This window comes from Marinobacter orientalis (assembly GCF_004792665.1).
Taxonomy (GTDB): domain Bacteria; phylum Pseudomonadota; class Gammaproteobacteria; order Pseudomonadales; family Oleiphilaceae; genus Marinobacter; species Marinobacter orientalis.
Window position 1 is genome coordinate 142,660 of sequence record NZ_SRZX01000004.1, and the last position, 13,174, is coordinate 155,833.

The 13,174-nt window shown below is 56.7% G+C and carries 13 protein-coding genes and 1 tRNA gene; 1 reads left to right on the forward strand and 13 read right to left on the reverse strand.

Annotated elements, in window-relative coordinates:
• Positions 1-77: 77 nt before the first annotated feature.
• From rlmN to trmJ, 6 genes are all read right to left on the reverse strand, one after another.
• On the reverse strand, positions 78-1,190 hold the full coding sequence (gene rlmN, locus DIT72_RS12655) for a 23S rRNA (adenine(2503)-C(2))-methyltransferase RlmN (RefSeq protein WP_135955612.1): 1,113 nt from the start codon (positions 1,188-1,190) through the stop codon (positions 78-80).
• 62 nt (positions 1,191-1,252) lie between these two features.
• A complete protein-coding gene (gene ndk, locus DIT72_RS12660) occupies positions 1,253-1,681 on the reverse strand; it encodes a nucleoside-diphosphate kinase (protein ID WP_135955613.1) in 429 nt (142 codons plus the stop codon).
• Between the two features lie 68 nt (positions 1,682-1,749).
• Positions 1,750-2,898, reverse strand: coding sequence for an IscS subfamily cysteine desulfurase (locus tag DIT72_RS12665; protein ID WP_135955614.1), 1,149 nt, complete (start codon positions 2,896-2,898; stop codon positions 1,750-1,752).
• Between the two features lie 20 nt (positions 2,899-2,918).
• On the reverse strand, positions 2,919-3,416 hold the full coding sequence (iscR, locus tag DIT72_RS12670) for a Fe-S cluster assembly transcriptional regulator IscR (protein ID WP_135955615.1): 498 nt from the start codon (positions 3,414-3,416) through the stop codon (positions 2,919-2,921).
• A 77-nt stretch (positions 3,417-3,493) separates the two neighbouring features.
• Entirely contained in the window at positions 3,494-4,267 is a 774-nt protein-coding gene (cysE, locus tag DIT72_RS12675; protein WP_135955616.1) for a serine O-acetyltransferase, read from the reverse strand.
• Positions 4,268-4,271: 4 nt separating this feature from the next.
• Positions 4,272-5,120, reverse strand: coding sequence for a tRNA (cytosine(32)/uridine(32)-2'-O)-methyltransferase TrmJ (trmJ, locus tag DIT72_RS12680; protein ID WP_135955617.1), 849 nt, complete (start codon positions 5,118-5,120; stop codon positions 4,272-4,274).
• 199 nt (positions 5,121-5,319) lie between these two features.
• Between trmJ and DIT72_RS12685 the strand changes: the two genes are divergently transcribed.
• Positions 5,320-6,117 (forward strand): inositol monophosphatase family protein, encoded by a 798-nt coding sequence (locus DIT72_RS12685; protein ID WP_135955618.1) that lies wholly within the window; start codon positions 5,320-5,322, stop codon positions 6,115-6,117.
• A 70-nt stretch (positions 6,118-6,187) separates the two neighbouring features.
• Here the strand turns inward: DIT72_RS12685 and secF are convergent, their stop codons facing one another.
• From secF to flgL, 7 genes are all read right to left on the reverse strand, one after another.
• Positions 6,188-7,144, reverse strand: coding sequence for a protein translocase subunit SecF (gene secF / locus DIT72_RS12690; RefSeq protein WP_135955619.1), 957 nt, complete (start codon positions 7,142-7,144; stop codon positions 6,188-6,190).
• The gene (secD, locus tag DIT72_RS12695; protein ID WP_135955620.1) at positions 7,137-9,011 is read right to left on the reverse strand and encodes a protein translocase subunit SecD; all 1,875 of its coding nucleotides are present in this window, start codon (positions 9,009-9,011) and stop codon (positions 7,137-7,139) included. The genes secF and secD overlap by 8 nt, the downstream gene beginning before the upstream one ends.
• An 80-nt stretch (positions 9,012-9,091) precedes the next feature.
• On the reverse strand, positions 9,092-9,454 hold the full coding sequence (yajC, locus tag DIT72_RS12700) for a preprotein translocase subunit YajC (RefSeq protein ID WP_135955621.1): 363 nt from the start codon (positions 9,452-9,454) through the stop codon (positions 9,092-9,094).
• Between the two features lie 61 nt (positions 9,455-9,515).
• Positions 9,516-10,634: a tRNA guanosine(34) transglycosylase Tgt gene (tgt, locus tag DIT72_RS12705; RefSeq protein WP_135955773.1), complete on the reverse strand. Its 1,119-nt coding sequence runs from the start codon at positions 10,632-10,634 to the stop codon at positions 9,516-9,518.
• A 14-nt stretch (positions 10,635-10,648) separates the two neighbouring features.
• Positions 10,649-11,740 carry a tRNA preQ1(34) S-adenosylmethionine ribosyltransferase-isomerase QueA gene (gene queA, locus DIT72_RS12710; RefSeq protein ID WP_135955622.1) on the reverse strand — a complete coding sequence of 364 codons (1,092 nt, stop codon included), beginning with the start codon at positions 11,738-11,740 and terminating at the stop codon, positions 10,649-10,651.
• A gap of 41 nt (positions 11,741-11,781) precedes the next feature.
• A tRNA-Leu gene (locus DIT72_RS12715) sits at positions 11,782-11,868 on the reverse strand.
• A gap of 83 nt (positions 11,869-11,951) precedes the next feature.
• Positions 11,952-13,163 (reverse strand): flagellar hook-associated protein FlgL, encoded by a 1,212-nt coding sequence (gene flgL / locus DIT72_RS12720; RefSeq protein ID WP_135955623.1) that lies wholly within the window; start codon positions 13,161-13,163, stop codon positions 11,952-11,954.
• Positions 13,164-13,174: the final 11 nt, after the last annotated feature.

Sequence of the window (13,174 nt, forward strand, 5' to 3'; positions counted from 1 at the left end):
GCCCGTACCCTGTTTACCGGTTCAGATGTCACAATGGATAATTCCTCTTGTATTCAGGGGCGAAACCTCACCCGGACTCATGGACTGACCTGGTGCACCTGTATGTAACGCTGGCTTCTCCTGGTCCGATCTTCCACCATGCCAACAAGCTGCCCGCAAGCCGCATCAATATCGTCGCCGCGGGTTGTTCTGACAGTTGCAATATACCCCGCCTCATTGAGAACAGCCTGAAAGCGACGGGTGGCGTTCATGCTCGGACGCCGGAAATCACTCTCGGGGAACGGGTTGAAGGGAATCAGGTTGATCTTGCACGGTAAGCCGCGCAAAACAACCGCCAGCTCCCTCGCATGTTCCGGCTGATCATTGACCCCTTCAATCACTGTATACTCGATGGTTGCTTTGCGTTTATCCGGCAGGCGGGCGAGATAACGGCGCGTGGCAGCCAGCAACTCGGAAATCGGGTACTTCTTATTCAACGGCACCAGTTGGTTACGCAATTCATCGTTGGGCGCGTGAAGCGAAATGGCCAGTGAAACATCGGTAACCTCGCCCAGCCGGTCTATTGCCGGAACCACGCCGGAAGTGCTCACCGTCACCCTGCGCTTGGAGATGCCGTAAGCCAGGTCCTCCATCATCAGGTTCATGGCGTCAACCACGTTATCGAAGTTCAGCAGCGGCTCACCCATGCCCATCATCACCACGTTGGTGATCGGGCGATCCGGGCCGGGCTCGAAGGGCATGAACGCCTTGCGGGCCACCCAGACCTGGCCAATAATCTCGGCAGCGGTCAGGTTACGGTTGAAGCCCCGTTTTCCCGTTGAGCAGAAAGTACAGTCCAGGCTACAGCCAATCTGGGAAGAAACACACAGAGTGCCGCGTTCACCATCAGGAATCAGCACAGTTTCGACACTGTTGCCGTTATCCATGCGCATGGCCCACTTGCGGGTACCGTCTTTCGATGATTCGTCGTAGACCACTTCCGGCCCGCGAATCTCTGCCACTTCCTTCAGTTTTTCCCGCAGCACCTTGCTCATATTGGTCATTTGATCGAAGTCATCGGCACCACGCTGATGAATCCACTGCAACACCTGTGTTGCCCGGAAACGCTTCTCCCCCAGGGATTCGAAGAAAGCCTCCATCTTGGCCTTCGGCATTCCCAGAAGGTTGGTTTTCTCAGCAACAGCTGTCATTTCATAACCTCGATCAGATAACCAATCCGGGCCGGAAATGGTTCCGGCCCGGTGCAGCTCAATCAGCCGCGGGGGCAGATCTCGCCGTCATTGAAAAAATACGCGATCTCGCGCTCGGCAGACGCTGCCGAATCCGAACCATGAACCGCATTGGCATCAATGGACGATGCAAAGTCGGCGCGAATAGTGCCTGCTTCCGCTTCCTTGGGATTGGTAGCACCCATCAGGTCGCGATTCTTCACGATAGCATCTTCGCCTTCCAGAACCTGAACAACAACCGGGCCGGACGTCATGAAGGCAACCAGATCATTGAAAAACGGGCGTTCCTTGTGCTCGGCATAGAACCCTTCCGCCTGCTCCTGAGTCAGATGCATCATCTTCGCGGCAACAATCGCCAGTCCCGCTTTTTCAAAGCGGGTGTAAATCTCGCCGATCACATTTTTTGCGACTGCGTCGGGCTTGATAATCGAGAGCGTGCGCTCGTTTGCCATGATCTGTCTCCATTACAGGTTCTGAAAAATTTCAGGGTTGGGATTATACGCAGTCCGGAGGCAACTGCCTACCGCACTGAACGGAGACGGGTAACAACGTCAACGATTTGCGTCGCTGCGAAGTCAATCTCCTCCACTGTGGAAAAACGGCCAAAAGAAAACCTCAGAGCCCGATGGGCCTGCTCATCTCCCAGACCTATTCCTCTCAACACGAACGATGGCTCAACGGTCGCAGACGCACAGGCGGATCCGGACGACACTGCAAGATTCCTCAAGCCCAGCATCAGGGACTCCGCGTCCACGCCGGCAAAAGACAGGTTGACGATGCCCGGCACCCGGTGTTCTTCACTGCCGTTGAGCGCTACGCCGTCAAGGTTCTTCAGGCCTTGCAGAAAGCGGCTGCGGAGACGTTCCAGCATCGCCTGCTCTTGCTCAAGCTGCCCGGCTGCAAGCTCGAACGCCTTGCCCATCCCCACAATCTGGTGCGTTGGCAGCGTGCCCGAACGCATTCCACGCTCGTGCCCACCGCCATGAATCTGCGCTTCGATGCGCACATCCGGTGACCGACGGACATACAGTGCGCCAATACCCTTGGGACCATATACCTTGTGAGCAGACAGTGAAAGCAGATCCACCGCCATGGCGCTGACATCCACTTCGGTTTTACCGGCCGCCTGGGCCGCATCGACATGAAACAGTACGCCACGCTCCCGGAGCATGGCTCCAATCGCTGCAATGTCCGTCTGACAGCCCAGTTCGTTGTTCACCATCATCAGACTCACCAGAACCGTATTGTCGTGAAGTGCGCTCTCGACCTGTGCCGGGGCAATGCGGCCATCACTCCCGGGCTTTAGCCAGGTTACACTTACGCCGTTCTGTTCAAGCCATTTGCAGGTATCAAGTACCGCCTTGTGCTCGATTACCGATGTCACAATGTGAGGGTCGTCCCGGCCCGCAACCGCGCCTTTGATGGCAAGGTTATCGGATTCGGTGGCACCGGACGTCCAGACGATTTCTCGTGGGTCAGCATGGATAAGGCTGGCAACCTGCCGACGGGCACCTTCCACTGCAGCTTCGGCCTGCCAGCCGTAGGCATGGGAGCGGGAGGCAGGATTCCCGTAAACGCCATCCGGCGTGAGGTACTTGCACATTTCTTCGGCAACGATGGGATCTACGGGCGTGGTCGCCGCATAATCCAGATAGACAGGTTTTTTCATAGAATTTTCAGGATAATCGTTCAGGCCGGCGCCTGATCCGAGAGGCGCTCGGTGTTGATCGTCTGTGAATCACCTTCCGAATGGCGCCTGTTCTGACGGGTAGCAACCACCTGGATCTCCCGCTTTCTCATCAGGTCACCGAGACTGATATCACTCAGAAACTGATGGATCTGATCACTCAGATCAGACCACAGGTGGTGGGTCAGACATTTCTCGCCATTCTGGCAATCACCCTTATTGCCGCAACGGGTGGTATCCAGGGACTCGCTGACCGCGTCCACCACCTCCGCAATATACACGGAGTCTGGTGTGCGGCTCAGCCGGTAGCCACCACCGGGCCCCCGGATACTTGTCACCAACTGGTGACGGCGAAGGCGGGAAAACAACTGCTCGAGATACGAGAGGGAGATCTCCTGCCGGGCAGATATATCTGCCAGACTGACCGGCCCCTGATCCCCGTGAAGGGCCAGATCCAGCATTGCCGTCACCGCATAGCGGCCTTTGGTGGTCAGTCTCATAAACTCAGCCCCGGTCAGGAATTGATTAGGCTTTATAAGCGGCGAGTATGAATTGACCAACCATTTCAGTCAAGTATTCACCGCTTTGATGGTTCATCGTCCCGCACGCAGTCGAAATCTTCCTCCTGAAGCGGCGGCATTTCTCCGTTCTGGTATTCGCTGTTGACCTTCCTCAGAGCCTTGCACATATTTTCGATTCGATCATCCACCACATGCATGTGGTCCAGCAGGCTGCGCATGGCCCGGGCAACCGGGTCAGGCATTTCCTCGGTCACACCGTAGGCGTCGAACCCCATGCGCTCTTCCATTTCTTTGCGGCGAACACTGTCTTCGTCCCTGCGTTTGACGACAACACGGCCAGGAATGCCGACCACCGTCGCACCCTCGGGGACCGCTTTGGTCACCACCGAATTGGAGCCGATCTTGGCGCCCTCTCCCACTTCGAACGGGCCGAGTATCTTGGCACCTGCACCGACCACAACACCATTGCCCAGCGTAGGGTGTCGCTTGCCCTTGCTCCAGCTGGTACCACCCAGGGTTACGCCCTGGTAGAGCGTCACATCATCACCGATAACCGTAGTTTCACCGATGACAACACCCATCCCGTGATCGATGAAAAAGCGACGGCCAATGGTCGCACCCGGATGAATCTCTATGCCGGTCAGCCAGCGGGCAATAGTCGAGAAGGTGCGCGCGAGCCACTTCAGGCCCAGATTCCAGAGCCAGTGACAAAACCGGTGGAAGAGGAGCGCATGTAGGCCGGGGTAATTGGTCAGAACCTCAAAGGTATTACGAGCTGCGGGATCACGATGAAATACGCTGTTTACATCTTCCTTTAAACGTTCAAACATAACCCTATTCCTGCTCACCGGCTGTAGAACCAGCCCTGGAAGTGTTTTTTACTGTCTTTTCAGAGGACTTCTGGACAGCAGTCAGAACCCCCCTGAGTATGTTGATCTCCGTCTGATCGAGTTTCGCTCTCTGGAACAGACGACGCAACCTCGTCATCAGCAGCCCGGGTTTCTCGCGGCGATGGAAATCGACATCCACCATCACCTGCTCAAGATGCTCGAAAAAACTCTCGACATCCCTTACCGGTGCCGGTGGCACATCCCACCCGGCATCCCCCGGCGCGGCCATGGCTCTGAGGTAGGGGCTGCCGTCGCCACCTTCAAGTCCTCGCAGATAATGCATGCGCAACTCGTAACACATCACCTGGACAGCCATGGACAGATTCAGGGAACTGTAGTCCGGATTGGACGGAATATGAATGTGAAAGTTGCAACGCTGCAACTCCTCATTACTCAAGCCATGGTTCTCACGACCGAAAACCAGTGCAACAGGCCCTGCACCTGAGTGTTCGGCGGCCATGGCAGCCGCATCGGGCGGTGCCATGGCCGGCCAGGGGACCTTGCGGCCACGGGCGCTGGTACCCATCACACAGACACAGTCGGCAATGGCCTCGTCGAGAGAGGTAACAACGCGGGCATTATCGAGTACATCCGATGCACCGGCCGCCCGCGCGTAGGAGGTTTCATCAGGGAACGACACTGGATTGACCAGCCAGAGACTACCCAGCGCCATATTCTTCATGGCCCTGGCAACGGCACCGATATTGCCGGAGTGAGAAGTCTCAACCAGAACAATCCTGACCTGGTCATCAAAGGTGTCGGTGCCCTCCTGGGGCATCGCTGACTTGTGCATGGCGCTCGTGTCTCTGTAGTAACCTGTAAATAATGATCCCGAAGGGCCTGCATGATACCAGATTTTGCCCCGCCCCTGCTTCTTCGAATGCCCCCTGATACAGCGCCCCCAGTGACAATGCGGAGCCGAAAAACATACAAGTGGCACTTGTTTTTGATATGATACGCGGCCTTCACACACCCGGATAATGAACACTCAGATGCAACCAGCTATTAAAATGGCCCTGCGCGTCGCGCGTCAGGGGTCCGATTATCTGAAAGCACACTTCGAACGCCAGGAACCCAATGGCGACAGCGAGGACCGCCGCAAGCAACTGGAGCGGGTCGAGCAGTCTGTTTACGACAATTTCTCGGAGCAGCTCGAAAAGGCCTACAAAGACCACATGATCGCACCGTTGAACGACGCGGATGCAGGCGCCAACGACAAAAGCTGGCACATATTTCCGGTGCTGGGGCGCGAAAACTTTTTACGGGGCATTCCTGATTTCGCACTGGCACTGCTGCAGAAGAAAAACAACCGCACCGAGAATGTGTTGCTGGTCAACCCCGTCACCGGTGAAGAATATTCCGCCAGCCGCGGCCACGGTGCAGCCCTGAACAGCCGGCGCGTACGCACAAGCGAAATCAAACACGCCGATCGCGCTGCAGTGGTCAGTAACCTGCTTGACCAGACCCGATATGGGGATGATCCGCTGATGTGGGGCGAGATGGCATCATTGCTGGCCCGCGACAGCAGCATGTTCCGCACGGCCGGCTGCATTGCCCTGGATATCGCAAGGGTGTCTTCCGGCCACCTGGACGCTGCTGTCATTTTCCGCCCCGAACCTGCAGATCTTGCCATTGGCGTAACTCTGGCACTGGAATCGGGCGCGCTGACAGGCGACTTCTCCGGCAATCCGTCAACGGAAAAAGCGAAACAGCTTATTGTCGCCAACCCCAAGCTGTTCCGTGAAGTCCTGAAAACGCTTCACCCCTTCCGGGGCCGTTTGCCGCGCTAAGCCGGAGACGCACAAAAAAGCCGCAACCCCTCGGGGTGTTGCGGCTTTTTTGTGGTAGGCCGGTTTAGGTTTACATCCGGTTCAGCCATTCAGGCGGTTGCTCTTCTTCCTCTTCCTGCCCTGCCAGGCCTTCCTTCGGCGGCACAATCAGATCCTCACGGGCAACCCCGAGGGCAACCAGCATATTGGCAGCAACGTAAATGGATGAATAGGTACCCACAACCACACCAATGATCAAAGCCAGCGCAAAGTTATTGATAGCTTCACCCCCCATGAAATAAAGGGCAAACAGAACCACAAGTGTGGTGCCGGATGTGTTGATGGTCCGGCTGATGGTCTGGTGGATCGATTCATTGATCACGTGCTCGGAATCTCCCTCCCGCATCTTGCGGAAGTTTTCACGGATCCGGTCCGCCACAACAATCGTGTCGTTCAGGGAGTAGCCGATGACCGCCAGCAACGCGGCCAGCACACTCAGGTCAAAGGTCCACTGGAACAGCGAAAACACGCCAAGGACAATAATGACGTCGTGGGCGAGCGGCACAACCGATGCGATCCCGAACTTGAACTGAAAGCGCATGCCCACGTAGATCAGCACCACTGCAAGCGCAATCAGCATCCCCAGCCCGCTGTCTTCCTTCAGTTCGTCACCGACCTGGGAGCCTACGAACTCGGAACTCACCAGCTCCAGTTCGGCGCCTTCTTCTGAAAGCACTTCCATCACCTCGGCCGCCAGCTGATCATTCTCGGACTCGGCCATCCGTATCAGCACTGTGGTATCCGAACCGAAATTCTGCACCACAAACTGCTCGTAACCGGCACTCTCCAGAGTCTCCCGGATATCGTCCAGGGCCGGGGCCTGCTGATACTCAAGCTCAACAGACGTGCCCCCGGTAAAATCAAGCCCGAAGTTCAGGCCGCGTATCGCCAGTAACGCAATCGCGATCACAATCAGGGCGATAGACACCACGGAAGCAATTTTCCGTGCGCCCATAAAATCGATAGGTTTTCTCTCAACTTCAGACATTGGCCAGCTTACCTCCGATCGACAACTTTTCGATCTTTCGACCGCCGTATACAAGATTCACGATGCTGCGACTGACCATCAGCCCGGAGAACATCGATGTGAGAATACCGATCGACAGCGTCACCGCGAACCCTTTCACCGGGCCCGATCCCATGGCGAACAGGATCACTGCCACCAGCAAGGTGGTGATATTGGCATCGAAAATCGACACAAACGCTCTGGAGTAGCCCGCATTGATCGCAGACTGCGGCGGAACACCTGTTTTCAACTCTTCCTTTATGCGCTCGAAGATAAGCACGTTGGCGTCAACCGCTATACCCACCGTCAGCACGATACCCGCGATACCCGGCAGGGTCAGGGTTGCCGAGAGGATCGACATACAGGCAATCAGCAGCATCAGGTTAAGTGTCAGGGCAACATTGGCGATCATGCCAAAGCCACGGTAGTAGACCACCATGTAACAGAGCACCAGAACAAAGCCGAGCAGTACCGACATCATGCCGGCATCAATGTTTTTCTGCCCCAGGCTTGGGCCGATGGTGCGCTCCTGCACGAAGTACATCGGCGCGGCCAGTGAGCCGGCTCGCAGCAGCAGCGCCAGCTCCGAAGCTTCCGGAATGGAATCGAGACCGGTAATCCGGAAACTGATTCCCAGGGCGGACTGGATTGTGGCCAGGCTGATTATGCCTTTTTCAACAACGCGGTTGTCGACGGTACGGGTTTCGCCGTCCACCACCACTTCTTCTGTTTCTGTACGGTATTCGATAAACAGCACTGCCATTCTGCGCCCGATGGCGTTGCGGGTAGCCCGGTTCATCAGGTCACCGCCCACAGAATCCATGGTGATATTAACCTGGGGCTGACCATTCTCGTCGAAGCCCTGCTGGGCATTGGACACATTGTCGCCGGTTACGATGACATCCTCTTCCAGGCGTGCCTCGCGGTTGGGATTGTCACGGAACTGGTAAGTTTCGGTACTCGCCTCTGGCGCATCCTGCCGCGCCTCGAGACGGAACTCCAGGTTGGCGGTGGCACCCAGTACACGCTTTGCCGCCGCCGTGTCCTGGACACCCGGCAACTCGACGATAATCCTGTCGGCACCCTGGCGCTGCACCAGGGGTTCCGCCACACCAAGCTCGTTCACCCGGTTACGGATGGTCGTCAGGTTCTGCTCCAGGGCGTAATCCTGGATAGACTTGACCTCGCCTTCCGAGATCGTGAGCACCAGACGGTATTCTCCATCCTCGGTCTCTTCGTCCAGCAGGAACTGGTTGTACTGATCGCGAACAAGGTTGAATGCCTCACTCCGGGACTCTTCATCCCGGAAGGTCAGAACGATAGAGTTGTCGCCTTCCAGGTCACCGCCACGATAGCGTACGCGCTCTTCCCGCAATTCACGCTTGATCTGACTGGACATGGCTTCAAGGCGTTGCTCCACCGCAGTCTCCATATCCACTTCCAGGAGGAAGTGGACACCACCGCGCAGATCAAGGCCCAGTTTCATCGGCCCGGCACCAAGGCTTTTCAGCCATTCCGGGGTAGAGGGTGCCATGTTCAGGGCTACCAGATACTCCCTGCCGAGTGCATCCTGAACAATCGGCCGTGCCCGCAACTGGGCCTCAGCGTCATTCAGCCGGATCAGGGCATCACGCTCCTGAATCTCGGATTCCTTGACGACAATCCCTTTGGCCTCGAGTGCATCAACGGCCCTTTCAAGAATCCTCTGATCGACCTCGGTGCTACTCCTCGCACCGGTAATCTGTACAGCGTAGTCATCAGGGAAGACATTAGGCAGAGCGTAGATGAATCCGATCACCAGTGCGATCAGGATTACCAGATTTTTCCAGAGCGGATACTTGTTCAGCATGGGGTCCCTTTAAGCCGGCCAGCGGACCGGCTGTGATGTTTCAGCTTGGCAAATTCAGACCTGAGTCGAAAACCGGTCGATCAGATGTCCTTCAGAGTTCCTTTCGGAAGTGCCGCTGCAACAGCAACTTTCTGAACCTTCACTTCAACATTGTCGGCAATTTCTATTACGATGAAATCGTCAGTTACCTTGGTGATCTTTCCAGCCATGCCGCCGGAAGTAACCACTTCATCACCCTTGTTAAGGCCCGCCATCAGTGCCTTGTGCTCTTTCGCACGCTTGGACTGGGGACGCCAGATCAGGAAGTAGAAAATCAGGATAAAGCCGGCGAAGAAAATCACCTGCCCCATCACTCCCATGCCGCCGGCACCTGGATCCTGAGCCATAGCCAGTGCCGGCATTACGGCAAAGAGTGCAGCAACAAGTAACTTGATTGATTTCATTGACTATCTCCGTTTTTTAAGAAAAGTTCAGGTAGCGGTTCAGAACCGGCTTGTCCCGCTGTCATTGGGCCATTGCTGGCACGGTTTCACCCCGGCGGGCATAGAAGTCGCTAATAAAGTCCGACAATGTACCTGCTTCAATTGCGCCACGCAATCCGGCCATCACCTTCTGGTAGTAACGCAGATTGTGAATGGTATTGAGTTGTGAACCGAGCATTTCTCCACACTTATCCAGATGATGCAGGTAACTTCTCGAAAAATTGTTGCAGGTATAACAGTCGCACTGGTCATCCAGCGGCGCGGTATCGTGACGATGACGTGCGTTGCGGATCTTGACGATACCGGTAGAGGTGAACAGGTAACCATTGCGGGCATTACGGGTGGGCATGACACAGTCGAACATGTCCACGCCACGGCGGACCGCTTCCACAAGGTCCTCCGGGCGGCCAACACCCATCAGGTAACGCGGGCGATCCTCCGGCATTTTCGGTGGCAGGTGATCCAGGATCCGGATCATATCCTCTTTGGGCTCTCCTACTGACAGCCCGCCGATGGCATAACCGTCGAAACCAATTCCGGTCAGGCCTTCCAGTGAGCGGTCCCGCAGCGATTCGTACATACCGCCCTGGACAATGCCGAACAGCGCAGCCGGGTTGCCCGCGTGCGCCTGTTTGCTGCGCTCGGCCCAGCGCAGGGACAGCTCCATGGACTCGCTGGCCTGCTTTTCCGTGGCGGGGTAAGGGGTGCATTCATCGAAAATCATCACGATGTCGGAGCCCAGGTCGCGCTGCACCTGCATGGCAATTTCCGGCGACAACTCCACCGGGGAACCATCTATGGGGGAACGGAAGGTCACTCCCGCTTCCGTGATCTTGCGCATCTCCCCCAGGCTGAATACCTGGAAGCCACCGGAGTCTGTCAGGATCGGACCGTGCCACTGGGTAAAGTCGTGCAGGTCACCGTGGGCCTTCACCACTTCGGTGCCCGGCCGCAACATCAGGTGAAAGGTATTGCCGAGGATGATCTCCGCGCCGATATCCTTGATATCCCTGGGCAGCATGCCTTTGACGGTGCCGTAGGTGCCCACGGGCATGAAAGCCGGCGTTTCCACCGTGCCCCGGGGAAAGGTCAGACGCCCGCGCCGGGCGCGGCCATCCTCGCCCAGTTTTTCAAAGGACATAAAACACTGATCGGTCATGATTGCTCTCCGGATTCCGGGCGCCCTTCTCCGGCACAGGATTTAAGGGCACCCAGGCTCGGTTCCTGCCCTGTAATAAACATGGCGTCACCGTAGCTGAAAAAACGATAGTGCTCGGCAACGGCTTCGCGGTAAGCGCTCATCACGTTCTGATAACCTGCAAAGGCACTGACGAGCATGATCAGCGTCGACTCTGGCAGGTGAAAATTGGTCACCATCGCGTCCACGGTCTGAAAACGATAACCGGGATAGATAAAGATATCCGTTTCACCCCTGAACGGGCTCAGTACACCGCCGCGGCTGGCCGATTCCAGCGATCGCACAGAGGTTGTGCCTACTGCAACCACCCGGCTGCCGCGAGCCCGGGCTGCATTAACCGCATCAACAGCGGCCTGGGATACATGGGCCACTTCGCTGTGCATTACGTGATTTTCAATACTGTCGACACGCACCGGCTGAAAAGTGCCGGCCCCCACATGCAGCGTTACAAACGTGCTTTCGATGCCCCGGTCCCGGAGTTGCGAGAAAATGCGGTCGTCGAAATGGAGCCCTGCGGTCGGGGCAGCTACGGCGCCGGCCTCTCTGGCATAGACGGTCTGATAGCGCTCCCGGTCACTGGATTCATCCGGGCGGTCCACATAGGGCGGCAACGGCATGTGACCGATGCGCTCGAGGAGTTCCAGCAAGGGTTCGCTGCTATCGCACAACAGGTGAAACAGTGCCTCCTCCCGCTGTTTCATCAGCAGGTGAGTGCCGTCTTCCAGAATTATCCGCTGCCCCGGTTTCAGCGCCCTGGATGCCTTCACGTGAGCCAGCATGTCGTGCTCCCCAAGCAGCCGCTCCACGAGCACCTCAACCTGGCCTCCGGTCTGCTTTTTCGCGAACAACCGTGCCGGTATCACCCGGGTGTTATTGAACACCAGCAGGTCGCCGGGCTGCAGAAGGCCCGGAAGGTCAGAAAACTGTCGATGGGAAACTGCGCCGGAAAGGCCGTCAAGGCTCAGCAGGCGTGACGCGCTGCGCTCCCTGAGTGGATACCGGGCGATGAGTTCATCCGGCAGATCAAAGTGAAAATCGGAGACGTTCATTGGATGGACTGTTCACGACACCGCGTTGAGCGGCTTGTAAGTGGTAGCGGCGGGCGGACTCGAACCGCCACGGGTTTTACCCCAACGGATTTTGAATCCGTCGTGTCTACCAATTTCACCACGCCGCCATCGGAGAGTGCGGGGAATTATACTGAGGTTGAATCTGAAAGCAATAACAAGTGCCGGGCTTCCTTGTTCCGGCAGGCCTTTGTTACAGACGATCAAACAGTGACAGCCTCGATACCTGCGCAAACGACTGCTGCGCCGCCTGCAAAACGAAGCTCTGGAAGCTCAGGTTACTGATGGCCTCGGCGTAGTCCACATCCTGCAGTTCAGAGCGGATCTCTTCGCTGTAAACGGAGGAATCCTCCAGAAAGGACCTGGTGGACTCCACCGCATTCAGTCGCCCGCCCAACTCGGTCTGCTTCTGCACAACGCTTTCCTGGGCGTTGTCCAGATTCTGCAGGGAGGCGGCAATCAGGTCGTCATAAGCTGCCTGGCCTGCTGGCGAGCCCTTGTCGATGGTATCCAGGCCATCAATCAGGTTTTCGAAGGTGGCAAATACCGACTGTTTTTCGCCTGCACGGATGGTGAATTCATCTCCGGCCGCCGCATCCGTGATAGTCGCCTGCACCCCCGCGATCTCAAATGGCTCACCACTGACATAATTAACGGGCGAATCCGGTAGAGGGTCTCCTGTCCGGCTATTGATGGCGGTTATGGTTGCAGTGGCTGTGTCCACGGTCAGGGTGATATCGTCGGGTGAGACGGTAGCAAGATCTCCGTTATCAGTGACCCGAATGCCGTCTATTCTGGCTTCTGCCGCATTGGCAGGGTCACCTTCAGCAAACACAGCAGCCGCAATGTTAGAGAAAATTCCCTTGCCGTGATCGCTGATTGGAACGGTTACACCGTCATCAATCTCCAGCACTCGCTGCCCTTCGTCACCCTGGTACACCCAACTGCCTGAGTCATCCTTGGCAAACGCCGCTGTGTTGCCCTGGAAGCCGCTGAAGATATACTCCCCTGAAGCGTCACGGGTGTTGGCAATGTTTGCCAGCTGCCCCAGCCGTTCCTTGATTTCGGAAGAAATGGACTTGCGGTCATTCGCAGACAGAGAGCCATTGCCGGCCTGGACCGTCAGTTCACGAACACGCTGGATAACATCCACCGAACTGGCCAGTGTGCTTTCTTCCTGCTGCAACCGGTTCTCCGCAAGTCCGGCATTGCGCTGGTAGGTTTCAATACGGGACAGTTCCTGGTCCAGCTTGAGAATGCGGGCGGCCGCAACAGGATCATCCGACGGCCTGTTCACCCGTTTACCGGTGGAGATCTGCTCCTGAGTCTGGTTAAGACTGCTGTTCAGGTCCTGCAGCCGGTTGATCCCGCCGGAGAATATCTGTTGTGATGAAATTCTGATCATGTCACATCACC

What these genes read in the sequence shown, in the direction of transcription:
- rlmN (WP_135955612.1), bottom strand. Translation starts at nt 1,190, where the DNA reads ATGACAGCTGTTGCTGAGAAAACCAACCTTCTGGGAATGCCGAAGGCC.
- ndk (WP_135955613.1), bottom strand. Translation starts at nt 1,681, where the DNA reads ATGGCAAACGAGCGCACGCTCTCGATTATCAAGCCCGACGCAGTCGCA.
- DIT72_RS12665 (WP_135955614.1), bottom strand. Translation starts at nt 2,898, where the DNA reads ATGAAAAAACCTGTCTATCTGGATTATGCGGCGACCACGCCCGTAGAT.
- iscR (WP_135955615.1), bottom strand. Translation starts at nt 3,416, where the DNA reads ATGAGACTGACCACCAAAGGCCGCTATGCGGTGACGGCAATGCTGGAT.
- cysE (WP_135955616.1), bottom strand. Translation starts at nt 4,267, where the DNA reads ATGTTTGAACGTTTAAAGGAAGATGTAAACAGCGTATTTCATCGTGAT.
- trmJ (WP_135955617.1), bottom strand. Translation starts at nt 5,120, where the DNA reads ATGCACAAGTCAGCGATGCCCCAGGAGGGCACCGACACCTTTGATGAC.
- DIT72_RS12685 (WP_135955618.1), top strand. Translation starts at nt 5,320, where the DNA reads ATGCAACCAGCTATTAAAATGGCCCTGCGCGTCGCGCGTCAGGGGTCC.
- secF (WP_135955619.1), bottom strand. Translation starts at nt 7,144, where the DNA reads ATGTCTGAAGTTGAGAGAAAACCTATCGATTTTATGGGCGCACGGAAA.
- secD (WP_135955620.1), bottom strand. Translation starts at nt 9,011, where the DNA reads ATGCTGAACAAGTATCCGCTCTGGAAAAATCTGGTAATCCTGATCGCA.
- yajC (WP_135955621.1), bottom strand. Translation starts at nt 9,454, where the DNA reads ATGAAATCAATCAAGTTACTTGTTGCTGCACTCTTTGCCGTAATGCCG.
- tgt (WP_135955773.1), bottom strand. Translation starts at nt 10,634, where the DNA reads ATGTCCTTTGAAAAACTGGGCGAGGATGGCCGCGCCCGGCGCGGGCGT.
- queA (WP_135955622.1), bottom strand. Translation starts at nt 11,740, where the DNA reads ATGAACGTCTCCGATTTTCACTTTGATCTGCCGGATGAACTCATCGCC.
- flgL (WP_135955623.1), bottom strand. Translation starts at nt 13,163, where the DNA reads ATGATCAGAATTTCATCACAACAGATATTCTCCGGCGGGATCAACCGG.